This is a genomic window from Erysipelatoclostridium sp. AM42-17 (assembly GCF_003480255.1).
Taxonomy (GTDB): Bacteria; Bacillota_I; Bacilli_A; order Erysipelotrichales; family Coprobacillaceae; genus Faecalibacillus.
Genome location: NZ_QUIN01000017.1, coordinates 1 through 25,519, shown reverse-complemented (window position 1 = coordinate 25,519; position 25,519 = coordinate 1). Strand labels below are relative to the sequence as shown.

The following is a 25,519-nucleotide window of genomic DNA, read 5'->3' as shown; positions in this document are numbered from 1 at the left end:
TCGATTATTGCCGAGGAAATAATAAAGGAGGAGAAAAATGTACTTTAAAGAAACAAAAGGTTTTCCCAAAGATTTTCTTTGGGGAAGTGCTTCCGCTGCTTATCAAGTAGAAGGAGCATGGAACGAAGATGGAAAGGGTGTAAGCAATTGGGATAAATTTGTTCGTATTCCAGGAAAAACATTCAAAGCAACAACAGGTGACAAAGCAGTAGATCACTATCATCGTTATCAAGAAGATGTTAAATTAATGGCAGAGATGGGATTAAAAACTTATCGTTTTTCAATTGCATGGTCAAGAATTTATCCAAATGGAAATGGCGAAGTTAACGAAGCAGGATTACAGTTTTATGATAATTTAATTAATGAACTTATTAAATATCATATTACGCCAATGGTAACAGTATATCACTGGGATATGCCACAATCGCTCGAAGATCAATATCATGGCTGGGAAAATAGACAAATTGTTGATGATTATGTTCATTATGCAACAACATTATTTAAACGTTATGGTGACCGTGTAAAATATTGGATTACAATGAATGAACAAAATATCTTTACAAGTTTTGGGTGGTTAGAAGGAATGCATCCACCAGGAAAAGTAGATGATTTCAAAACTTTCTATCAAGTTAATCATCACGCTAATATGGCGCACGCTAAAAGTGTCATTGCATTAAAAGAATTATGGCCTGATGCTAAGGTAGGAGCTTCATTTGCTTATAGTCCAAGTTATGCTTATGATCGTAAACCTGAAAATGCAATGGCTAAAGCAGACTATGACGATTTACAAAATTATTATTGGATGGATGCTTATGCTTATGGACGTTATCCACGAGCTGCCATTCAATATCTACAATCTTTAGGTTGTGCTCCACAATTTGAAGAAGGTGATGAAGCTTTAATGAAAAAAGCAGCATCATTGATTGATTTTATGGGAGTTAATTATTATCAAACATGTGTTGTAGAATATAATCCATTAGATGGTGTTAAAACAACTCATGAAATGAATACAACAGGTAAAAAAGGAACAGCAAAGGTTCAAGGAGTTCCTGGTTTATACAAAAAACCACAAAATGAATTTTTACCAACAACAGATTGGGATTGGACAATTGATCCTATGGGACTTAGAATGTGTTGTCGAGAAATTACATCTCGCTATGATTTACCAATCGTTATTTCGGAAAATGGTTTAGGTGCTTTTGATAAAGTAGAAGATGGTCATATTCATGATCCATATCGCATTGACTATTTAAAAAGACATATAGAAGAATTAAAGAAAGCCTGTGATGATGGGTGTCGTGTATTAGCTTATTGTACGTGGTCATACACTGATTTATTAAGTTGGCTAAATGGTTATCAAAAACGTTATGGTTTTGTTTATGTTGATCGTGAAGAAGATGAAAATAGTGGAACATTAAATCGTATTCCAAAAGACTCTTATTATTGGTATAAAAAAGTGATTGAAACAAATGGAGAAGAATTATAGGAAACATATGTTTCCTTTTTCTTTAAGGGGGGGTAAATATGAAATATAGTTTTTTAAATGATTATAGTGAAGGTGGACATCCTCAAGTATTGGCTGCATTAAATCAAACAAATCTAGTTCAATCAGTAGGCTATGGACAAGATGAATATTGTCTGCAAGCTAAAGAAATTTTAAAAGAAAAAATGCAAAACAAAAATGTCGATATTCATTTTTTAGTTGGTGGTACCCAAACAAATATGATTATGATTGCGTCTGCTTTAAAAGACTATCAAGCAGTGATTGCTGTGGATAGTGGTCATATTCAAGTTCATGAAACAGGTGCAGTAGAAAGCACAGGTCATAAAATTCTGACATGTCCTCATCAAGATGGTAAGATAAATGTATCGATGATTGATGAAATTTATAGACAACATACAGATGAACATATGGTACAGCCTAAGATGGTATATATATCACAAACAACAGAATATGGTACTTATTATACATTAGAAGAACTAAAAACAATCTATGCATATTGTAAGGAACATCAGTTATACTTATTTGTAGATGGTGCAAGATTAGGAAGTGCTCTTGTTTTAGAAAATGCACCTACTTTAAGAGATTTAGCACAATACAGCGATGCCTTCTATATTGGTGGAACAAAGATGGGGGCTTTATTTGGTGAATGCTTAGTATTGATCAATGATGATTTAAAACCAGATTTTCGTTATCACATTAAACAAAAAGGAGCGATGCTAGCAAAAGGAAGATTGCTAGGATTACAATTTTTGGCACTATTTAAAGAAGATTTATATTATAAAATTGGTTTACATGAAAATAAATGTGCCCATATTATAAAAGAGGGATTAATCACAAATCACATTCCAATGTATATTGATTCACCATCCAATCAACTATTTCCTATCTTCGAAAAAAACATTTATCAACGATTATCACAAGATTATGCAATGACGGAAATGTTTAATGTAGATGAAGATCATATATGCGTAAGATTGGTGACGTCATGGGCTACACCGGAAGAAATATGTCATGAATTTATAAATGATTTAGCGCAATTATAATCTTTGATTATGTTGTAATATACCCATGAAAGTAGTAAAATAAAAACAGGTATTAAAACCTATATTATTGAGAAATGGAGATTATAATAATGAATAAAACAGAATTAGTAGAAGCGATTGCTTCAAGTACAGAAATGACAAAAACTGACGTAGATAAAGTTATTTCTTCATTTGTAGAAGTTGTAACAGATGCTTTAACTAAAGGTGATAAAGTTTCATTAAAAGGATTTGGAAATTTTGAAGTTCGTACTCGTGGAGAAAGAACAGGAAGAAATCCTAGAACTGGTGAAATGATGACAATTGCAGCAAGCAAAGCACCAGCATTTAAAGCTAGTTCAGCATTAAAAAAAGCTGTAAATGAAAAATAAAAAATAGACAGTTGATTTTATCAACTGTCTATTTTTTTTTGGAATTCAATTTTAATTGTATAATGATTTTTTATATTTGGTAAGGATTCTAAATATTGAGTTATTACTTTTTGAGTACGGGTTGCTGCTTTAGATAAAATACCATTTTCGATTGCTTCTTCTTCAACCTTACTTTTTTGTTTTTTTGCAAAGGCTTTGTAATCTTTAATACTTATTTGATTAAAGATATTCTTTGTTTCATCATAAACTTCTATACTATTTTCATCAATTTCATGTGATAAAAATGTAATTTCAGGAAGAGAAACAGTAATCGTAGAATCATCTACACTTATTTTTGCTTGATCTAGTTTTACACCTACTTTAAGTTCACCTTCATAAGATAAAAGAAATTTTTTTTGTGTAAGAGGGATACTCCATCCATTTAATTTCAGATTATTAGAGAATTGTCCAACTTTTGAATAATGATAAGAGAGAGTTGATAATTCTTCAATATTTTCTATCTGTTGTCCTAATGAAGCAGATGTAATTTCTGGCTCACTGCTTTTTCCACCAAAGTGCATTCCTATCAAAAAGATGATAACACCAACAACAATAATCGCAACAATCCCACCAATTGCTTTTTTAGCCTTACCTAAACCATCTAATAATTTCATATCATCACCAAGCAAATTATAGCATATTTTAGAAAATAACCCCATTTATTGTAAAAAAAAGAGAGGTTTCCCTCTCAATTATATTATTTTACAATTTTACCGTATACTTCACGTCCGCATCCAGCAGCATTGCTTTCATCAGTATCAATGTGCATAGCAGTTGCATAATTAGCACTTACACGACAAACAACATCACCGAATACTAAAGAACGTCCTTCAGTATCTAATTCTACTTTAACGATTTCTTTATCTTTAACACCAAATTTTTCTGCATCTTCAGGAGTTAAGTGAATATGACGTTTTGCAGCAATCACACCACATGTTAATTCAACTTCACCTTTAGGTCCTACTAATTTACATCCAGCAGTTCCTTCAATATCTCCAGATTCTCTTACTAATGCTTGTAATCCTAATGATCTTGCATCAGTTAATGAAATTTCAACTTGAGTTGCATTACGAGTTGGTCCTAATACTGACATGTTCATTTCACTTTTAGGTCCTACTACTTTTACTTTTTCAACACAAGCAAATTGTCCTGGTTGAGATAAATCTTTTTTGTTTGTTAATTGGTAACCTTCACCAAATAATGTAGCTAGATCTTTATCACTTAAATGAATGTGTCTAGCAGATGTTTCTACAATAAATTTATTTTCCATGATAACTCTCCTTTTTCATCTATATATCTTACTCTTTTTACTATTCTTTGCAATAAAATTAAAAAAATTTAAAAAATTTTTTATCATGTTTTGAAATAAATTTATTAAAATAGTAAAATAATATTATCATAAGTGCTAAAATTATTGCAAAATGATTAAAAAATGGCTTAAAATCAATGATTTTAAATCTTAGTATTTTAAAAAGTTGGGATATTCCTAAAAAAGATACAACACTTTACACATATTACTAAATATGTTATTCTAACTCTACATTAAAAAAGGGGGAACCATAATGAACAAAGAAAGTTATAGCGGTTTATATGACAAATCTTTTGAGCATGATAACTGTGGTATTGGGGCAGTTGTGAATATTAAAGGTGTTAAGACACATTTAACAGTACATAATGCTTTAAAGATTGTTGAACAATTAGAACACCGTGCTGGTAAAGATGCTGCCGGTGAAACAGGGGATGGTGTAGGAATTTTAACTCAAGTTCCTTATGCTTATTTTAAAAAGGTGGTTACTGAATTTACTTTACCACAAGAAGGAAAATTTGGAGTTGGAATGTTCTTTATGCCACAAGATGAAAAAATTCGTGCAAGAGTTAAAAAAATGTTTGAAACTGTTGTCGAAAAAGAAGGTATGGAATTTTTAGGATGGCGTGAAGTTCCAACTGTACCTAAAGTATTAGGTAAAAAAGCACTTGATGCAATGCCTTATATTATTCAAGCTTTTATTAGAAAACCACATGGTTTAGATAAAGGTTTAGCTTTTGATCGTAAATTATATCAAGCAAGAAGAATTTTTGAACAAAGTCAATTTGAAGATACGTATGTATGTTCTTTATCATCACGTACTATTGTTTATAAAGGAATGTTTTTAGTAGGACAATTACGTTCTTTCTTTAAAGATTTACAAGATGAAGATTATAAGAGTGCTATTGCATTAGTTCACTCTCGTTTTTCTACCAATACAATGCCTTCATGGCGCCGTGCTCACCCTAATCGTTTTATTGTTCATAATGGTGAAATTAACACGATTAAGGGAAATGCTAACAATATGTTAAGCCGTGAAGAAAACATGGCAACTGATCAAATAGATACCAATAAAGTTTACCCAGTTATTGATGTAAATGGTTCTGATTCTGCTATGTTAGATAATACATTAGAATTCTTAGTAATGTCAGGAATGGAATTACCTCGTGCTGTCATGATGTGTATACCAGAACCATATGAAAATGATAAGAGTATGTCACAATCTAAAAAAGATTTCTATGAATATAATGCAACTTTAATGGAGCCTTGGGATGGACCTGCTTCTATCTTATTTAGTGATGGTGATGTCATGGGAGCTGTATTGGACCGTAATGGTTTAAGACCTTCTCGTTATTATATTACAAGAGATGATTATTTAATCTTATCATCAGAAGTAGGTGCTTTAGATATACCTGCAGAAGACATTGTCTTAAAAGAAAGATTAAGACCGGGGAAAATGCTTCTTGTAGATACTAAAGCCGGTAAACTTATTAAAGATGATGATTTAAAAGAAATGTATGCAACAAGTCAACCATATGGGGAATGGTTAGAAAGTAACTTAGTTAAATTACAAGATATTCGTATTCCTAATGCGAAAGTAGAACGCTATAAGGGTAAAGAATTGACAAAACTTCAAAAAGTATATGGATATAGTTATGAAGATGTTACAGATTATATTAAAAAATTAGCATTAACAGGAAATGAAGGTATTGTAGCGATGGGAAATGATGGACCATTAGCTGTCTTATCTAAAAAACATCCACCTTTATTTAACTATTTTAAACAACTCTTTGCTCAAGTAACAAATCCACCAATTGACGCTATTAGAGAAGAAATTATTACTTCTACAAGTCTATTTATTGGTCATGATGGAAATATGTTAGAAGATCAACCAGAAAACTGTCATTTATTAAAAATCAATCATCCTATTTTAAGTAATACCGATTTATTAAAAATTAAAAAACTTAAAAAAGATGGTTTTAAGGTAGCTGTTGTCCCAATAACTTATATTAAAAATACTTCATTAGAAAAAGCTTTAGATAAATTATTTGTTGAAGTAGATAAAGTCTATCATGAAGGTGCTAATATTGTAATTCTATCAGATAGAGGTGTTGATGATAACCACTTACCAATCCCTTCATTACTAGCAGTAGCCGCAGTAAACCAATATTTAGTTAGCACTAAAAAACGTAATAGTTTAGCTTTAATTATTGAATCTGGAGAACCAAGAGAAGTTCATCATTATGCGACATTACTTGGTTATGGAGCAAGCGCCGTTAATGGTTATTTAGCACAAGATACGATCTTTGAATTAATTGATCAAGGTCTGTTAGAAAAAGACTACTATGCAGCAATAGATGATTATAATGATGGTATTTTACACGGGATTGTAAAGATTGCTTCTAAAATGGGAATTAGTACAATTCAATCATATCGTGGTTCACAAAACTTTGAAGCCATTGGATTATCAAGTGAGTTAGTTAATAAATATTTCCCTAAAACAGTCAGTCGTATTGAAGGAAAAACAATCAAAGATATTGAAGCAGATGTAGAATATCGTCATAACCAAGTCTTTGATCCTCTTGGATTAGATGTTGACATTTCATTAGACAGTGCCGGAGATCATAAAGAACGTTCAGGAAAAGAAGAACATTTATATAATCCTCAAACGATTCATAAACTACAACAAGCCACTCGTTTAGGGGATTATAAATTATTTAAAGAATATTCATCAATGATTGATGAAGAAGGTAAAAATATTAATTTAAGAGGTTTATTAGAATTTAAAAAACCTAAAAAATCTATTCCTTTAGAAGAAGTAGAACCAGTAGAAAGTATTGTTCAAAGATTTAAAACAGGAGCCATGTCTTATGGGTCAATTTCTAAAGAAGCTCATGAATGTATGGCTATTGCAATGAATAGATTAAAAGGAAAATCAAATAGTGGTGAAGGTGGCGAAGATCCAGATAGATTCATTCCAGATGAAAATGGAGATAGTCGTTGTTCAGCTATTAAACAAGTTGCTTCAGGACGTTTTGGAGTCACAAGTGAATATTTATGTAGTGCTAAAGAAATTCAAATCAAAATGGCACAAGGAGCAAAACCGGGTGAAGGTGGACATTTACCATCAGGTAAAGTTTATCCATGGATTGCTAAAACAAGACACAGTACACCAGGTGTAGGTTTAATTTCACCACCACCTCATCATGATATTTATTCTATTGAAGACTTAGCGCAACTCATTTATGACTTGAAAAACGCTAATAAAGATGCTCGTATTTCAGTTAAATTAGTATCTGAAGCAGGTGTTGGAACAATTGCTGCTGGGGTAGCTAAAGCAGGTGCCGGAGTTATCCTCATTTCTGGATATGATGGTGGTACCGGTGCAGCACCAAGAAATTCAGTTTATAATGCCGGATTACCTTGGGAATTAGGCTTAGCTGAAGCTCATCAAACATTAATAATGAATGATTTAAGAAGTCGAGTTGTCATTGAAACAGATGGTAAATTAATGAATGGACGTGATTTAGCTATTGCTACATTATTAGGTGCTGAAGAATATGGATTTGCAACAGCGCCACTTGTAACAATGGGATGTGTCATGATGAGAGTATGTAACTTAGATACATGTCCAGTAGGAGTGGCTACACAAAATCCAATTTTAAGAAAGAGATTTAAAGGAAAACCTGAATATATTGAAAACTTTATGCGATTTGTTGCTCAAGAGTTAAGAGAATATATGGCGATGTTAGGATTTAAAACAATTGATGAAATGGTTGGACGTAGTGATTTATTACAAGTTAGACCAGGACATGAAAATGTTGATTTAAGTCGTATTATTCATAATCCTTATACTAAAGCCAAACATGTACATCATGATCCTAAAAATGAATATGATTTCAAATTAGATCAAGTTAAAGATACAACAGTATTAGAAAAACAATTAAAAGATGCTTTAATTAATAAAGATTCTAAAGAAATTCATGTTGATATTACAAATATTGATCGTTCTTTTGGAACAATGTTTGGTTCTCAAATAACAAAGATGTATGGTAAGTTACCAGAAGATCAATTTAAAGTAAATTGTTATGGATCAGGTGGTCAATCATTTGGTGCCTTTATTCCACAAGGTTTAACATTAAATCTTCATGGTGATAGTAATGACTACTTTGGTAAAGGATTATCTGGAGGAAAACTGATCGTAGTACCACCAGAAAACTCAATTATTGATCCAGCTAAAAATATTATTATTGGTAACGTTGCGCTTTATGGAGCAACATCAGGAGAAGTTTATATTAATGGTATTGCTGGTGAAAGATTTGCCGTTCGTAATTCAGGAGCTCATGCTGTTGTTGAAGGAGTTGGAGATCATGGTTTAGAGTATATGACAGGTGGACTTGTTGTTGTTCTTGGTCCTACAGGACGTAACTTTGCTGCTGGTATGTCAGGAGGAATTGCTTATGTTTATGATCCTGATAATAAGTTATATGCTCATATTAATAAAGAATTAGTTAATTATAGTAATGTAAGTTCAAGATATGATGAAGCACAGTTAAAGAAATTAATTGAAAAACATTATGATTATACAAATTCACAAGTAGCTAAAGATATATTAGATGACTTTGAACATCAAGTCACTTTATTTAAGAAAGTTGTCCCTCATGATTATGCTCATATGATTGAATTAATTAGTTCATATGAACAACAAGGTCTTACAAATGAACAAGCAAAAGTAGAAGCATTTAACGCTTTTAAGAAGGGAGTGTAACACCATGGGTAAACCTACAGGATTTTTAGAAATTGAACGTCAAGTAAGTAAAGAAATAGAACCTAAAAAACGTATTTTAAACTTTAAAGAATTTCATAAACCTTTATCTAAAGAAGAACAAGCATGTCAGGGTGCCCGTTGTATGGATTGTGGTGTACCTTTTTGCCAAAGCGGTAAAATGATTGATGGAATGGCCTCAGGGTGTCCACTTAATAACTTAATCCCAGAATGGAATGATTTAGTTTATCATAATAATTATAAGCAAGCTTTTATAAGATTGCGTAAAACAAATAACTTTCCTGAATTTACTTCAAGAGTGTGTCCTGCCTTATGTGAAGCAGCATGTACTTGTGGTTTAAACGGAGATCCAGTTACAGTTAGAGAAAATGAACATGGTATTATTGAAACAGCATATAAAGCAGGATGGATGAAACCTGAACCACCTACTCATCGTATTGATAAAAAGATTGCGATTATAGGATCAGGTCCTGCTGGACTTGCGAGTGCTGATCAGTTAAATAAAAGAGGATATCATGTTACAGTCTTTGAAAAAGATGATCAACCAGGTGGATTATTAATGTATGGTATTCCTAATATGAAACTTGAAAAAGAAGTTATTCAAGCGCGTGTTGCGATAATGAAACTTGAAGGTGTAGAATTTAAAACTAATACACCTATTGAAACTAAAAAACAAGCCAATGAATTACTAAAAGAATATGATCGTATTATTTTAGCGTGTGGCTCAAGAAAGCCAAGAGACATCGTTGTTCCTGGAAGAGATGCCAAAGGAATTTACTTTGCTGTAGATTATTTAACAGGAATTACAAAATCACTTATGAAAAGTGATTTAAAAGATGAAACTTATGTGCCAACAAAAGGAAAAAATGTACTTGTTATTGGTGGTGGAGATACTGGTAATGACTGTGTTGGGTCAGCTATTCGTTTAGGATGTCATTCTGTAGTTCAATTAGAAATGATGCCTGAATTACCAACTCAACGCTTAGATTCTAATCCTTGGCCCGAATGGCCAAAGGTGAAAAAGACAGATTATGGACAAAAAGAAGCTATTGCAGTGTTTGGACATGATCCTCGTCTTTATACAACAACAGTAAAAGAATTTATTAAAGATGATAAAGGAAACGTAAAACAAGCTGTTATTGTTCAAGTTGAATCAAAGAAGGTAGATGGACGTTTTCAAATGGTACCAGTAAAGGGAACTGAAAAAACAATAGATGTTGATTTAGTTTTAATTGCTGCTGGTTTTGTTGGCTGTGAAAATGCAACAGTACAAGCATTCCAAGTTGATCTAACAAAAAGAAATACAGTTGTTACAGATACTCAATACCGTACTAATCAAGAAAAAGTCTTTGCTGCAGGTGATATGCGAAGAGGACAATCATTAGTTGTTTGGGCTATAAAAGAAGGAAGAGAAGTTGCTCATGCTATTGATGAAGATTTAATGGGATATTCAAATTTATAAGAGTCATGATTTATCATGATTCTTTTTTTATGCTTAAATAGAATAAAGGAACTGTTTTTGACAGTTCCTTTATTTTATAAGAAGTATTGTTCAAATATGGTTTTAGTATGTTTTTCATGACTTCTACTGATTGGTACACGTAATCCATTAGACATAATGAAATATGTACGATGATATTCTATTACCTTTGAAAGATTGACAATGAAACTGCGATGGCACTCTAAAAAATAAGGGCCAGTCTGTTCATCGTATTTTTTTAGATTCTCATATGTTTTTATTGTTTTGTCCTCTAAATGAATAATAGTTTGTCTTAAATCACGTTTAAAGAAAATGATATCTGAACAAGGAATGAGTGAAGTCTTTCCTTTATTTACAATAGCGATTCTTTGATTATTCTTAGATGCTTTATTTAAAGCAGCAAACAGTTTATCTTTCAAATCAGGCTCGTAAATAAAATAACAGTGATTGACATCATAAATATATCTTGATGCTTGAAGTGATGAAGAAACAAAGATAATAGAAGTTTCAAAGAAATAATGCATAATTGTCTTTGCAATATGAATACCATTAGAAAAAGGCTCACTTAAATATATAAAGAAAATAGTTTGTTTATTAAAATGAGTTAATTCATTTCTTAAATCAATATTTTCATTAAATACTGAAATATTTGCTGTTGAATCAATTTCTAATATGTGCCGGTTTAATATTTCCTTACTTTTTTTGTCATTACTTATAATGACGATATTCATAATAACACCTCTCATCTCTTATTACATGATTATACAAAATTAAACATAGTGTTCAATAAGAAAGCATAAATAGCACTTTTAGCGACATAAAAGGCATTGTAGGTTTCAAAAAATGGGAAAAACGTACTTTTTTATACATATAAAATAATAACACATATAATTAATATGTGAATAAAAATTTATGCTTGTTATATGTTACATTCAATGTAACAAAGAAGTATACATAGTAATGTTATACTGTCAATAAGGAGGAAAGGAAATATGTTGAAAAAAGATTTTTTGTGGGGTGGTGCCTTGGCGGCCCATCAATTTGAAGGAGGTGTTTTAAATACTTCTAAAGGGTATTCGGTAGCTGATGTGATGACAGCTGGTGCTCATGGTGTTCCAAGAGTGATTACAGATGGTGTCATAGAGGGGAATTATTATCCTAATCATATAGGTATTGATTTTTATGGTCATTATAAAGAAGATATTGCGATGTTTGCTGATATGGGATTTAAATGTTTTAGAACATCTATAGCGTGGACACGAATTTTTCCATTAGGTGATGAAGATGAACCTAATGAAGAAGGATTACAATTTTATGATGATGTTTTTGATGAATTATTAAAATATGGGATTGAGCCAGTTATTACTTTAAGTCATTTTGAAATGCCTTATCATTTAGCTAAAGAATATGGTGGTTTTATGAATCGTAAAACAATCGATTTCTTTGTGAAATTTGCTAAGGTTTGTTTTGAAAGATATAAAAATAAAGTTAAATATTGGATGACATTTAATGAAATTAACAACCAGATGAATTTTAAAAATGACATTTTTGGTTGGACTAACAGTGGGGCTCATTTTGGTAATTATGATAATCCAGAAGAAGCAATGTACATATGTGGACATCACACATTAGTAGCAAGTGCTAAAGCGGTAAAAATAGGTAAAGAAATCAACCCTGATTTCCAAATAGGTTGCATGATTGCCATGGTACCTATTTATCCATTTAGTTGTCGTCCAGCAGATCAAATTTTAGCACAACATCAAATGCATGATCGTTTTTTCTTTGCTGATGTACAATGTCGTGGACATTATCCTGCATATGCATTAAAGATGTTTGAAAGAAAAGGATTTAATATTGATATTACAGAAGAAGATAAAGAAGCTTTAGCTCAAGGAACTGTTGATTATATTGGATTTAGTTACTACATGACAAATGTTGTTGATTCTACAGTAACAAAAGATGTATCTAAGGCAACAGATGGATCAAGTGAACATTCTGTTAAAAATCCTTACATTAAAGAATCAGATTGGGGTTGGGCTATTGATCCAGAAGGATTAAGATATGCTTTAAATCTATTCTATGAAAGATATGAAAAACCATTATTTATCGTAGAAAATGGTTTTGGAGCTATTGATCAAAAAGAAGCAGATGGATCATGTCATGACCCATATCGTATTGATTATTTAAAAGCACATATTAAGGAAATGAAAAAAGCAGTTGAAGAAGATGGTGTTGAATTAATGGGGTATACACCATGGGGTTGTATTGACTGTGTTTCATTTACAACGGGTGAAATGAAAAAAAGATATGGTTTTATCTATGTTGATAGGGATAATGATGGAAAGGGAACATTACAAAGAAGTAAAAAAGACTCTTATGAGTGGTATAAAAGAGTCATTGCATCGAATGGAGAAGAGTTAGATTAATAAGCAATGGCATCACGCCATTGCTTTTTCAAGGAAAGAATCGGGGGAATACAAACTTGAAAAAAACAGTTAAGAAATTAATATTACTTTCTATTGTCTTTACGATGATGATAACAGGACTTGTTCATTATGAAATTATTGGTCATGCTGTTGATTTACCAAGTGTAAAAGATTTTGCGACAATGGAGCAATTAAAGACACTAACAACAAGTGATGATGTAAGTCTATATTATGGTAAAGATGATACGAAATGGGATATTGTAGGAAGTCAAAATGATAACATTGTACTCATGGCACAATCACCAATTCAAACTAATACAACATTTAATAATACCGGAAATGAAATAAGTGATAGTAGCTTATGGGATGATTGCTTTTATATGAGTGGAGATGTTTCTTCAGTATATCCTAATCACTATGGAAGTAGTGCTATTCGCCAAACTTTAAAAAATCTAAAAAACACATATTTCAGTGATTTTGAATCAAAAGGGATGGTTTCTACTTATTTATATAATAAGGATGAAAAAAATAATGGTTTATATGGTATGAGCGATTATTTGTATTTACCATACGGAGATATTAATAGTGATACTATTAGTGTTGGTGAAAATAGTAGTGATCAACTTGATAGTGGAATCAAAATAAAAAAATCCACTTTAAAAACGAATAATTTCTTTTTAAGAACACCTGCTAGTGCATCAGGTCAAGTGTTATCGGTAAATACAGATTTATCAACAGTGGCAACTTGGGTTACTGCAAAATTAAATATTGTACCAGCGTTTCAATTAAAAGGAGATCGTTACTTATTTGCATCAAGAGTACCTGTAACAAGTACAAGTGGAAAAGTAGCGTTAGATGATACGATGACGCTAAGATATAAGTCACAACTACAAGGAACTGCAACAGTTTCAACAGACAAACAATCAATTACTTTTGATAATGTTCCTTATGGTGTAGATGTAGTTATTCAAAATAGTGAAGGTGCTTATCGCTATTCTGTAGCACATGGAAATAGTACAAGAACGGCTAAAGATTATAACTTAAGCAGTTTTGATAATAGTCAAATATGGTTAGAGAGTACTGATACTGGTGAACGTTGTCATTATGCTACAATGGCAGTTCAAGAAGAACCAGAAAATGATGTCAATTTACCAGCAAAGACAGATTTTGCATTATGTGAAGAATTAAAAAAATTTAATACAGCCAGTGATAATGATAAAAACATGGAAGAAACAGTACAAGTTTATTTAGGAAATTATAAACAAAAATGGATTGTTACAGGTAGTCAAAATGATCATTTGGTGTTATATGCAATGTCTTCTTTACAAGATTGTAAATTTAATAATGACAATTCAAATAAAGATGTCTCATTAAATGATGATATTGGTGTTTATCCAAGTGGAACAAGTATTTCACAAGTTTATCCTAACCATTACGGTAGCAGTTTAGCACGTAAAACATTAATCAATTTATCACTTACATATTTTACAACAGAAGAACAAAAATTAATTTTACCAACTAAGGTTTATACAAAGGATTCAAAAAATAGTGTAACTTATTACACAAATGATAAACTTTACTTACCTCATGAAGCAGAGGGTGCTTATGGAGCTTCTACTGATACTCTATCAGTTGGAGAAAACAGCGAAGATAATTTATATGCAGGGTTACCTGTTTATAAAAATTATTGGGCAACCGATACATATAAGTGGTTCTTTTTGACAGCACCTGCTAGAAATACTTCGGTAAAAGGATTTAATTACTCGCCTACATCTAAGTTGGCTAACACAGGTAGAGTAGATGTAACAAGTGAAAGTGGACTTAGTCCTGCATGTCAAATTGATATGTCCAAAGTGTTGTTTGGATCAACAACACCTGCTGTAAATAAAGAAGGACAATTAGATAAAAGTGAAGCAATGACTTTGCGCTATCAATCGGACAATATAGGTACAGTGAATGTAACAACTGATTATAAAAAAGCAGTTCTTACAAATGTGCCAGCAGGAACTTATTTAGTAGCTCAAAATAATCAAGGTTCTTGGTCAAAAGCTGTTTCTGGTTCTACTTCTATTCAAGCTAGTGATTTAGGATTAACAAGTTTTAAAGGGTATCAAGTGTGGATAGAAAATACGAATACGGATCAACGTATCACTTCAGCTTCATTAGCGGGTACACAAGAACCAACTAAAGAAAGTTACCATGTAGAAATTAAGGAAAGTACAGGGTTACAAATTACTTCTCATAATGAAAGTCAAGATGTAGAAGAAGGTCAAGCTATTTCAACTATTACTGTTGAATTAAAAAAAGGTTATACAATAAGCGATGATGATTTAAAAAATATTCAAGGATTAAATGGTTTAGTTGTAAGTAAAACAGATAAGGGTTTAACAATATCAGGAATACCTTCAGGTAATGTTGATTTGACTTTACCACAGGCAACACGCAAAAAGGCAAAGACACCGGAAGTGACAGTAAGTGAAGATAATCATCAACTTGAAGTAACAGTCACTAATAAAAATGATGCTTATGGAGACGAGGAATATAGTCTAGATCAAAGTCATTGGCAAACATCAAATATATTTGATCAAATACAACCGGGACAAACTTATACTATTTATGTTCGTTTTAGCGAAAGTGAAGAATATGGGGCTTCAGATATTACAACAGTGCAATATACAACAAGAGCAGCAACATATGTAGTAAGTATTCCTAAAGAAGTGAAAGCTGATGGAAGTATACAACAAATAAAAATCAACCAAAATGAAGATTTCTATTTAGGAAAGAATGGTTATGTTGATGTAATGATTGAAGATACTGGAGATATTAAAAATGGAAATATTACATTATCTCGATTAAATGATGCAAAAAAGACAACCGTGAGTGCACAGTTATTTATTAATAATCAATTATTTACTAATTTAAGTCAAAGTGTCATTCAGATTGTTAATAAAACAGATTATGCGTCATTATCAGTAAAGAAACCTGAAAACCAGTCTATTTTAGCTGGGCAATATAAAGGACAGATTACATTTAAAATCAGTTATAAAGAAAAATAACGGAGGTTCAAATGAAAAAAACAAAGAAAGTCATTTTATCAATAGTGATTGTATTCATTCTTTTAGGAGGTGGTGTTTTTGTAGGAATGAATTGGTCTCATTGGTTTTCTAATCAAACAATTTCTAATGTAGATAAAAATGCTCAAGATTATAAAGGGAATAAAGAAACATATACTGGTAAGAAAAATACAGATACGATTGATATACCGGGATTTGATAAGCTTACATTTAAAGCAGGAACTAAAAAACAGAAGGTTAACTTTTATAATCCTAAGCAAAATACATGCTATTTTAGACTTTCAATGTGTCTTCAAGATGGAACAAAGTTATGGCAAAGTCAATTAATTAAACCAGGGAAAGCTATTTATGAAATCACATTGAATAAGGGTTTAAAAACAGGTGAGTACCAAAATTGTTTATTAAAATATGAGTGTTTTCAACTCAATGATGAACAAACACCATTAAATGGATCACAAATAAATTTTAATTTAAGTGTATTAGAGTAATAGGGGGATTTAAAAATGAAAAAAATGATAAGTAGTGGGTTAACATTCATGATGTTACTTTCAACAGTAGTAACACCAATTTGTGCAGCAGAAACAACAGATGTTATTTATACACAAGGAAATAACTATACAATTAGTATTCCTAAAACAGTTAACTTAAAACAAGGAGAAGAAGTGAATACTCAAATTCAAGCAACACAAATGAATGTTTCACCAACAGAAAAAGTACAAGTAAGTGTAAATAGCGGACTTACAAATGGACAAGTAACATTAACTCATGATAATGGAACTGATCAAACAACATCAAAAGTGAGTCTTACTTCAAATGGAACAGCTATCAATAATAATAGTGTTGTTGCTTCATTTGAAAGCCAAGATTTAAATGCAAAAGAAGGAGGAACTCTTTATTTTGCAGGATTAGCTAATAATTTAAAAGCGGGGACTTGGAAAGGACAAATGACTTTTGATATTAAAGTTGTTAATAAATAGGGGGAAATGAAAGTGAAAAAAGGTTTAACAGGATTATTATTAGTATCATTGATGGCTACTTTAACTGTGCCAGTACAAGCAGCAGAACAAACAACATTAATTCATGCTAATGTGGGATCAAGTTATACATTGACGATTCCTAAGGAAACAACAATTGATGTTAATGCACTTACAACACCATTAAATGGAACAATTAAAGTAACCGGAAATATTTTATCAACTGAAAATGTAGTGGTATCTGCAGTTACTCAACCATTACATAATGATGATCAAAATGCTGATTTACCTTATACATTAAAAAATGGTAATCAAGCTTTCACGTCAGTGAATTTCAATCAAAATGATTTAAAATCTACAAAAGAAGTACAGCTTCAAATCGCAATCAATCAAGAAGATTGGAATCAAGCACCAGCAGGATCATATAACGGAAGTATTGTTTTTAACGCAGAGTTACAATAAGGAAGAAGTAAAACAGTGAAATTAAAAATAAAGTTTAAACAACTATTTTTAATGATAATCATGTTGATACCTTTAATAACACCGGTTTATGCAAGGGAACAAACATCGTTAAAAACAACAATACCGACACAACATGATACTAGAATTGTCATCAATGGAGAGGGAACAATAGTTATTGATGGTGTAGTTTATCATCAGGGGGATACAATTCGTTTAAAACGAGGTCAAAGTTATCAATTTATTTTTAATGCTAAACAAGGTTATCAGATTAATCGAGTTATATTTAATGGGGAAGATGTGACTCAACGTTTAAATGGTAATACTTATCAAAGTGATGGTATATATCAAGATGGGACATTAGAAGTAGAATATGGTTTAATAAATAAAGTCAAAAAGGAAAATGTGAACTCAACAAATAAAGTGAAAGCAGTAGCAACAGGGGATCAACGATTTATATTTGTTTTTTGTGCAATGATCATGTTATCGTTTGTTTTAATTTTAGTATTAATAAAAAGTATGTATTAAAATAAATACAATTCATTGACATCATGATAAGAGTTTGATATTCTTTTCAAGAAAAATAAATAAAAGATAGAGGTGCATGAATCATCAGTATTTAATGATAATGGTTGGTGACAGTTATTAAAGAAAGGGAAACATGCCGAAGGAAATAGAAACACCAATTTCTATTTACCTGGGAGATAATAAAAGATATTATTTCTTGTCACATATGTGGAGAGCTATCATGAAGTAATAAGTACTTTGATTGTCTCAAAGTACTTATTTTTTTGGAGGAAAAAATGAATTATGTAAAAACAGGGTGGGCATTACTACCACCTATTATTGCGATTATATGTGCATTAAAGACGAAAGAAGTTTATTTATCTTTATTCATTGGTATTATTTCAGGAACATTATTGTTAAGTCAATTTGATATCATAAAAGGTATGGATTTGTTATTTGATACATTTATTCAATGTTTAAGTCAAGCTTCTCATATTAGTATCTTATTATTTCTAGTGATGCTTGGGATAGTTGTAACCTTAATGAGTAAAAGCGGGGGTAGTCAAGCTTATGGAAAGTTTGCTAAAAAGAAAATAAAATCATCTAAACAATCATTGTTTGCTACATTTCTTTTAGGTGTTTTTATTTTTATTGATGATTATTTTAATTGTTTAACAGTAGGAAACGTCATGTCAAAGGTAACAGATGAATTTAAAGTATCGAGATCGATGCTCGCTTATATTATAGATAGTACAGCAGCACCAATATGTATTATTGCACCTATTTCATCTTGGGCAGCAGCTGTAAGTGGTTATACATCAGGTGATGGTTTTCAATTATTTTTAAATACGATACCATTTAATCTTTATGCTTTACTTACTATTGTCATGGTTTGTTATGTTATTTATAGCGAATTTCATATTGGGAAAATGAAAGAACATGAGGCAGCAGCTAAAATGGGAGATGTTCATTATGGAATGAATCCTTATGATGACAAGGAAGATGAAGTTCAAAAAGATGGTCAAATGCTTGATTTGGTATTACCTGTTTTTATCCTTATTGTAAGCTGTATGATAGGGATGATCTATACCGGAGGATTCTTTTCAGGTGAAAATTTAATCACTGCTTTTAGTCAGTGTGATGCTTCTAAAGGATTAGTATATGGAACATTTTTTACTTTAATTTGTATGTTTGTTTTGTATTTATCTCGAAAAGTGTTGAGTTATGATGAATTTGTAGAATGTATTCCGGAGGGATTTAAAACGATGGTGCCTTCTATTTTGATTCTGGTTTTAGCTTGGGTATTAGGTGATCTTGTTTCTAATCAGTTAAAAGCAGGAGCATTTGTTTATCAAATGTTGCAATCTGCTTCGATTTCTACTGCTATTTTACCGGGATGTTTATTTATTGTAGGAGCAGGCTTGTCTTTTTCAACAGGAACATCATGGGGAACGTTTGCTATTCTTATTCCAATGGCAACTTCGTTGTTTCCTGAAGGCTCAAATATGTTAGTGATTTCTATTTCATCTATTTTAGCAGGGGCTGTTTGTGGTGATCATATTTCACCAATTTCAGATACAACAATTATGGCGTCAACGGGCGCAAAATGTCATCATTTACATCATGTTACAACCCAATTGCCATATGCCCTTATTGTGGCTTTAGCTTGTATAGTAGGGTATTTATTTGCTGGATTTACACAAAATTTACTTTTAACTTTATGTAGTGCTTTTTTTACTTTAGTCATCATTATTGGTGGCATACGAATTTATCAAAATCATATTGTTAATGATTAAAGGGTGGATGCCCTTTTTTGTTTTAAAATAATTTTTTATATTCTATCCTATCTTTATCAGTTTTGGTATAATATGAAATAAGAAGGTGGTTAGACAATGTTTAATATTTCAGCGATACAATTTAATTTATCGTTTATTGTCAATATTATAAGAACATTATTAGATGTTTTTATGGTTTGGTATGTTTTATATTTACTAATTGGTATGTTTAAACAAAATATGCGTACTATGCAATTATTTAAAGGGGTACTGATTATTCTTATTTTAAAATTTGTAACATCTATTTTAGGACTCACAACAATGTCATATTTAGTAGATACAGTTTTAACATGGGGAATTATTGCGATTATTGTGATTTTTCAACCAGAGATTCGTTCTCTACTAGAAAAAATGGGACGTACGAAATTGGATTATAAGATGAATGATTTGTCAGATGATCAAAAAGAGCATTTAATTGATGAAATAGTTGATTCTGTAACAAAGTTATCGGAGACTCAAACTGGAGCACTGATTACTTTTGAAAGAACACAATCATTGATTGATTATATTAATACAGGAACAAAGATTAACGCTGATATTAAATCAGAGTTATTCAATACAATCTTTTGGGAAGGAACGCCATTACATGATGGGGCTGTTATTATCAAAAATGACCGTGTTGTATGTGCTGCTGCTTTCTTCCCGCCAACAAATCAGGATTTATCACCATTATATGGGGCACGTCATCGTGCCGCATTAGGAATTAGTGAAATCACTGATTCGCTTACGATTGTTGTATCTGAAGAAACAGGGACGATTTCTTTTGCGATAAATGGTAAACTTAGAAAGATCCCTCGTAAAGAGTTAAAAGCATCACTTGTCAATGAGTTAGATTGGTTTAATTCTAATGAAAAGGATGGTGATGAAGATGAATAAAAAAGATTCATCACGTCATGATTCAACTACTGATTTCTTTTTAAAATTTATTAATAAAGAAAAAAGTGAAGAAGATAAAAAATCAAAGCCAAACAATCATCGTGGTATTAGCGAAGAATATACATCTACAAAAGAAAAATTTGCGAAAGCTTTATTTAAAATGATTAATTTGCTTAATACAACATTTGATAAGATGTTACAATCAAATTTATCAATTAAAATATTATCGTTTTTATTAGCTGTAGTTTTATTGTTTACTGTAAGTGGAGGTTCATTAGAATCGCTATTTTCTACACCAAATGGCGGAGATTATATCAAATCTGTACCTGTAGCAATAGAAGGTTTACAAGATGATTATGATGTTGCTGGAGTACCAGAAACAGTGAATGTAGGATTAATTGGACCATCACTAGATATTTATTCTACAAAGCTGACTAAGAATTATGAAGTTTATGTAGATTTATCAGGTTTAGGTGAGGGTGAACAAACAGTAGAACTTAAATCACGTAATTTTCCTGATAGTGTAGAAGTGATGATGGTACCTCAAACTATTACTGTAACAATTACGAGAAAAGTGACAAAAACATTTGATTTAAATTATCGCTTTATTAATGAAGATAAAATTGATAGTAAGTATTCTGTTTCGGTTAATTCTTTAGAACATGATAAAGTAGAAGTGCGAGGTAGCCAAGACAATATTGATAAAATATATTCGGTTGACGCTGTTATTGATTTAAAGGGAATTACAGATTCGTTTAGTCAAAAATGTAAAGTAAAAGCATATGATCGTAGTGGTAAAGTATTAAATGTGAAAATTATTCCTTCAAGTGTTGATGTTGATTGTTCTGTTAGTTCATATAGTAAAAAAGTAAGCTTAGAACCTGAATTTACTGGAACAATTGCATCAGGATTTGCGGTTGAAAAGGTTGATTTTTCTAAATCACAAGTTAGAATATATGGTGACGCAGCTAATATTAAGGATATTGATAGTGTTAAAGTATTAATTGATGTCAATAATCTTTCTTCAACTCAAAGTTTTAAAGATTTAAAATTAGTCAAAGATTCTAACGTTAATAAGATGTCTTTTGCCAGTGTTGATGGTACTGTTACCATTACAAATGCCATTTCTAAGGCTTTTTCAGATTTACCTATTCATGTAAAGAATAACAATCAAAAATATCAAGTTAGCTTTCTTAATACAAAGGCTGTACAGGTCACTGTGACAGGAGCTGAATCAAAGGTCAATAAACTAACAAATAATGACATTACAGTATATGTTGATGTCGAAAATTTAAAAAGAGGTCGACATTTAGTTCCGCTTTCAGTAGAATTAAGTGACAAATCATTAAATTATCAAATTGATGATATTCAAAATGTAAGCATTTTGATTAAAAAATAGGAGGATATTATGGGAAAATATTTTGGAACGGATGGATTCCGTGGGGAAGCCAATGTTAATTTAACAGTGGAACATGCCTACAAAGTAGGTCGTTATTTAGGGTGGTATTTTAGCCATGGCAAAGAAAAAGCCAGAGTGGTTATTGGAAAAGATACCAGAAGAAGTTCTTATATGTTTGAATATGCACTTGTATCAGGATTAACTGCCAGTGGTGCAGATGCCTATTTATTACATGTGACAACAACACCTTCAGTTTCTTATATTGTAAGAACAGATGGATTTGATTGTGGGATTATGATTAGTGCTTCACACAATCCTTATTATGATAATGGAATTAAAGTTTTAGACGGTAATGGTCATAAAATGGATGCGAAAGTAGAAGCGTTGATTGAACAATATATTGATGGTGAAATTGATGAAATTCCATTCGCAACTAAAGATAAAATTGGTTGTGCTAAAGATTATTCAGTAGGACGTAATCGTTACATTGGATATTTAATGTCTATTCCTACACGTGCATTTAAAGATATTCGTGTTGGTTTAGATTGTGCTAATGGTGCTTCTAGTGCCATTGCAAAAAGTGTATTTGATGCTTTAGGTGCAAAAACTTATGTTATCAATAATCAACCTGATGGTTTAAATATTAATACTAATTGTGGATCAACACATATTGATGTATTACAAAAATATGTAAGAGATCATGCTTTAGATATTGGTTTTGCTTATGATGGAGATGCAGATCGTTGTATCGCTGTTGATGAATTTGGACGTGTTGTTGATGGTGATTTAATTTTATATGTATGTGGTAAATATTTAAAAGATCATGGTGAATTATCTAATGATACAATTGTTACAACAGTCATGTCTAACTTAGGATTATATAAAGCTTTAGATAAAGAAAATATTCATTATGAAAAAACAGCTGTTGGAGATAAATATGTTAACGAAAACATGGTTAAAAATGGTCATTGTTTAGGTGGAGAACAATCAGGACATATCATTTTCTCTAAACATGCGACAACTGGTGATGGTATTTTAACATCATTAAAAGTAATGGAAGCTGTTATTGAAAGTAAACAAACATTAGCCCAATTAACAGAACCAGTCACAATCTATCCACAATTAATGCAAAATGTAGCAGTAAGAGATAAAAAGGAAGCACAAAATGATCCTGAAGTACAAGCTGTTATTAAAGAAGTAGAAGCATCACTTGGTGATGAAGGACGTGTTTTAGTGCGTGAATCTGGTACTGAACCAGTTGTTCGTGTCATGGTTGAAGCTGATAGTGATGAAAAATGTAGTGAAAATGTACGAAAAATCATTGATAAGATGAGAGAGCGCGGATTTGTCATTAAAAGATAAATAACATAATATCACATAATATTGCCATATAATATGGCAATATTTTATATATAGTAAAAAGTGAGGTGAAATATATGCAATTTAAAATAAATATTATAGATGATGAAAAAAATTTAAATGATTTAGTAAGAACATATCTAGAAAGAGAAGGATATGCAGTTTGTTCATTTTATACTTATGATGAAGCTTTGTTGCATAAAGAGGATGATGTTCACCTTTGGTTGATTGATATTATGCTTGATAAGGCAAGTGGCTTTGAATTATTTAATGAAATAAAGGAAAAGAAACCTAAAATGCCTATTATCTTTATGTCAGCAAGAGATCAAGAATTTGATCGTATCATTGGCTTAGAAAAGGGTTCAGATGATTATATTACAAAGCCTTTTAATATTAAGGAAGTTATTTTAAGAATTAATAATTTACTTAAAAGATCTTATGATGATCCATCCAAAATTCAATTAGATGGTTATGATATTGATTTAGAAAAAAGAAGAGTCTTCCGTAGCGGTGAAGAAATCACACTTACAACTAAGGAATATGATTTATTAGTATACTTTATTACAAATAAAGGACTTGCGATATCAAGAGAACAAGTCTTATCTAAAGTTTGGGATGAAAACTATTATGGTAGTGATCGTGTTGTGGATGACACACTTAGACGTTTAAGAAAGAAAATGCCAGAAATAAATGTACGTACGATTTATGGCTTTGGTTATCGACTAGATTAATGTTAAAAAAATTATCATTACAAAAGCAGTTGATTGTTATTTTTTCACTCATTGCAATCACTGTTTTTGTTATTCTTTTTCCCTTAATTGATAAGAACTTATCTCATGTAATTGATGAAGAAATGTATGATGTTTTAGATCGTTCACAATCTGCCTTTTATTCATATCATTACTCTCCAGAATATCGAGATACAACAAAACAAATTTATCATATGACATATGATGTATCATCGAATACTCTTTATCCATCTCAAGGAATGAGTACCAAAAAAGCAAGTGTTCTTGCACCTGTATTTTCACAAAAACTTTATCAAATGATTTCTAATAATAAAGAGAAAATACAAGAAAAAGGAAAATGTGGTAATGATGATGTTTATTATCAAATTGAAAAGTATGATTCTAGTACATATGTTATTTCTTTAGTATACAGTGATTATTCTAAAACGTTAATTACAGCACTAAGGCAGCAAGTTATTTATATTTTTTATGGGGCTTTTTTGATTTTAGGTGTTGTCATTTTTATATGGTTATCTAGTTTAATTAAACCTTTAAAGAAGATACGTCAATATATTAATGATATTAAAGAAGATAAAGAGAGTGAACTGAATATAGATCGTGAAGATGAAATAGGGGTTGTTTCCCGTTCATTAATTGAAATGAAAGAAGAGTTAGATAAGCAAAATGAAATAAAAGAAGAAATGATTCATAATATATCTCATGATCTAAAGACACCGATTGCTTTAATTCGTACCTATGCTCAAAGTATGAAAGATGATATTTATCCTTATGGGGATAAAGATTCATCATTAGATGTGATTATTGAAAATAGTGATCGTTTAGATAAAAAAGTTAAAAGTTTACTATACTTAAATCGTTTGGATTATTTAAGTGGTGAAGAAACAGATGATGTTTGTAAGATGAAAGATTTAATTGAACATATTGTCATTCAAATGCAGGGGTTACATTCAGATATTGATATTGTTGTTGATTTACAAGATGTTATTTTTAAAGGTAAGGATGATTATTGGCGTATATGTATCGAAAACATTATTGAAAATGCTTGTCGCTATGTTCATCAAATTATCAAGGTTACATTAAAAGAAGATTATTTAGAAATTTATAATGATGGTGATCCTATAGAAAAAGATGATCCTCAGTTATTATTTCAACCATACGAAACTGGAACTAAAGGACAATTTGGTTTAGGACTTTCTATTGTCTATAAAACAGTGACAATGTATGGTTATCAAGTCAAGGCTGTTAATCAAGAAAAAGGAGTAAGCTTTATTATTGATAAAGCGGTAATTTAAAATAACTTGTGGTTGAGATTGTTTCGGCCAATAAGACAATTTG

General features: G+C 31.0%; 20 protein-coding genes and 1 riboswitch. Of the genes, 17 read left to right on the top strand and 3 right to left on the bottom strand.

The window, feature by feature from the left end; genetic code table 11:
- The first annotated feature begins 37 nt into the window (after nucleotides 1–37).
- From DW911_RS07335 to DW911_RS07325, 3 genes are all read left to right on the top strand, one after another.
- Nucleotides 38–1,486: a glycoside hydrolase family 1 protein gene (locus DW911_RS07335; protein ID WP_118607661.1), complete on the top strand. Its 1,449-nt coding sequence runs from the start codon at nucleotides 38–40 to the stop codon at nucleotides 1,484–1,486.
- Between the two features lie 38 nt (nucleotides 1,487–1,524).
- Nucleotides 1,525–2,547: a threonine aldolase family protein gene (locus tag DW911_RS07330; RefSeq protein ID WP_118432712.1), complete on the top strand. Its 1,023-nt coding sequence runs from the start codon at nucleotides 1,525–1,527 to the stop codon at nucleotides 2,545–2,547.
- An 89-nt stretch (nucleotides 2,548–2,636) separates the two neighbouring features.
- The gene (locus DW911_RS07325) at nucleotides 2,637–2,915 is read left to right on the top strand and encodes an HU family DNA-binding protein (protein WP_118432713.1); all 279 of its coding nucleotides are present in this window, start codon (nucleotides 2,637–2,639) and stop codon (nucleotides 2,913–2,915) included.
- Between the two features lie 20 nt (nucleotides 2,916–2,935).
- On the opposite strand, the gene DW911_RS07320 is transcribed toward DW911_RS07325, so the two are convergent.
- The gene (locus DW911_RS07320; protein WP_118432714.1) at nucleotides 2,936–3,568 is read right to left on the bottom strand and encodes a DUF4230 domain-containing protein; all 633 of its coding nucleotides are present in this window, start codon (nucleotides 3,566–3,568) and stop codon (nucleotides 2,936–2,938) included.
- 83 nt (nucleotides 3,569–3,651) lie between these two features.
- Complete coding sequence (locus tag DW911_RS07315) at nucleotides 3,652–4,224, bottom strand: PduL/EutD family phosphate acyltransferase (RefSeq protein ID WP_118432715.1); 573 nt, start codon at nucleotides 4,222–4,224, stop codon at nucleotides 3,652–3,654.
- A gap of 292 nt (nucleotides 4,225–4,516) precedes the next feature.
- Here DW911_RS07315 and gltB point away from each other — a divergent pair, with 292 nt between their 5' ends.
- Together gltB and DW911_RS07305 are read left to right on the top strand one after the other, a co-directional pair.
- Nucleotides 4,517–9,028 carry a glutamate synthase large subunit gene (gene gltB / locus DW911_RS07310; protein WP_118607660.1) on the top strand — a complete coding sequence of 1,504 codons (4,512 nt, stop codon included), beginning with the start codon at nucleotides 4,517–4,519 and terminating at the stop codon, nucleotides 9,026–9,028.
- A 4-nt stretch (nucleotides 9,029–9,032) separates the two neighbouring features.
- On the top strand, nucleotides 9,033–10,508 hold the full coding sequence (locus DW911_RS07305; RefSeq protein WP_118607659.1) for a glutamate synthase subunit beta: 1,476 nt from the start codon (nucleotides 9,033–9,035) through the stop codon (nucleotides 10,506–10,508).
- Nucleotides 10,509–10,582: 74 nt separating this feature from the next.
- On the opposite strand, the gene DW911_RS07300 is transcribed toward DW911_RS07305, so the two are convergent.
- Nucleotides 10,583–11,257: a LytR/AlgR family response regulator transcription factor gene (locus tag DW911_RS07300; protein ID WP_158575442.1), complete on the bottom strand. Its 675-nt coding sequence runs from the start codon at nucleotides 11,255–11,257 to the stop codon at nucleotides 10,583–10,585.
- 261 nt (nucleotides 11,258–11,518) lie between these two features.
- On the opposite strand from DW911_RS07300, the gene DW911_RS07295 reads away from it, so the two are divergent.
- The 12 genes from DW911_RS07295 to DW911_RS07240 all read left to right on the top strand — a co-directional run bounded on the left by DW911_RS07295 (nucleotide 11,519) and on the right by DW911_RS07240 (nucleotide 25,476).
- The gene (locus tag DW911_RS07295; protein WP_118607657.1) at nucleotides 11,519–12,952 is read left to right on the top strand and encodes a 6-phospho-beta-glucosidase; all 1,434 of its coding nucleotides are present in this window, start codon (nucleotides 11,519–11,521) and stop codon (nucleotides 12,950–12,952) included.
- 56 nt (nucleotides 12,953–13,008) lie between these two features.
- The gene (locus DW911_RS07290; protein ID WP_118607656.1) at nucleotides 13,009–16,008 is read left to right on the top strand and encodes a hypothetical protein; all 3,000 of its coding nucleotides are present in this window, start codon (nucleotides 13,009–13,011) and stop codon (nucleotides 16,006–16,008) included.
- An 11-nt stretch (nucleotides 16,009–16,019) separates the two neighbouring features.
- Complete coding sequence (locus DW911_RS07285) at nucleotides 16,020–16,514, top strand: tRNA (uracil-5-)-methyltransferase (protein ID WP_118432721.1); 495 nt, start codon at nucleotides 16,020–16,022, stop codon at nucleotides 16,512–16,514.
- A 15-nt stretch (nucleotides 16,515–16,529) separates the two neighbouring features.
- A complete protein-coding gene (locus tag DW911_RS07280) occupies nucleotides 16,530–17,003 on the top strand; it encodes a hypothetical protein (RefSeq protein WP_118607655.1) in 474 nt (157 codons plus the stop codon).
- Between the two features lie 12 nt (nucleotides 17,004–17,015).
- Nucleotides 17,016–17,462 (top strand): hypothetical protein, encoded by a 447-nt coding sequence (locus DW911_RS07275; protein WP_118607654.1) that lies wholly within the window; start codon nucleotides 17,016–17,018, stop codon nucleotides 17,460–17,462.
- 15 nt (nucleotides 17,463–17,477) lie between these two features.
- Nucleotides 17,478–17,987 (top strand): hypothetical protein, encoded by a 510-nt coding sequence (locus DW911_RS07270; RefSeq protein WP_118607653.1) that lies wholly within the window; start codon nucleotides 17,478–17,480, stop codon nucleotides 17,985–17,987.
- A 59-nt stretch (nucleotides 17,988–18,046) separates the two neighbouring features.
- A riboswitch (Lysine riboswitch) is annotated at nucleotides 18,047–18,213 on the top strand.
- Nucleotides 18,214–18,262: 49 nt separating this feature from the next.
- Nucleotides 18,263–19,762: a Na+/H+ antiporter NhaC family protein gene (locus DW911_RS07265; protein ID WP_118607652.1), complete on the top strand. Its 1,500-nt coding sequence runs from the start codon at nucleotides 18,263–18,265 to the stop codon at nucleotides 19,760–19,762.
- A 96-nt stretch (nucleotides 19,763–19,858) separates the two neighbouring features.
- Nucleotides 19,859–20,677: a diadenylate cyclase CdaA gene (cdaA, locus tag DW911_RS07260; RefSeq protein ID WP_118432725.1), complete on the top strand. Its 819-nt coding sequence runs from the start codon at nucleotides 19,859–19,861 to the stop codon at nucleotides 20,675–20,677.
- Entirely contained in the window at nucleotides 20,670–22,076 is a 1,407-nt protein-coding gene (locus tag DW911_RS07255) for a CdaR family protein (RefSeq protein WP_233543047.1), read from the top strand. Before cdaA ends, DW911_RS07255 begins: the two co-directional genes overlap by 8 nt.
- Nucleotides 22,077–22,085: 9 nt before the next feature.
- Nucleotides 22,086–23,438: a phosphoglucosamine mutase gene (gene glmM / locus DW911_RS07250; RefSeq protein WP_118432726.1), complete on the top strand. Its 1,353-nt coding sequence runs from the start codon at nucleotides 22,086–22,088 to the stop codon at nucleotides 23,436–23,438.
- A gap of 74 nt (nucleotides 23,439–23,512) precedes the next feature.
- Nucleotides 23,513–24,166 (top strand): response regulator transcription factor, encoded by a 654-nt coding sequence (locus DW911_RS07245; RefSeq protein WP_118432727.1) that lies wholly within the window; start codon nucleotides 23,513–23,515, stop codon nucleotides 24,164–24,166.
- Entirely contained in the window at nucleotides 24,166–25,476 is a 1,311-nt protein-coding gene (locus DW911_RS07240; RefSeq protein WP_118607650.1) for a sensor histidine kinase, read from the top strand. Before DW911_RS07245 ends, DW911_RS07240 begins: the two co-directional genes overlap by 1 nt.
- Nucleotides 25,477–25,519: the final 43 nt, after the last annotated feature.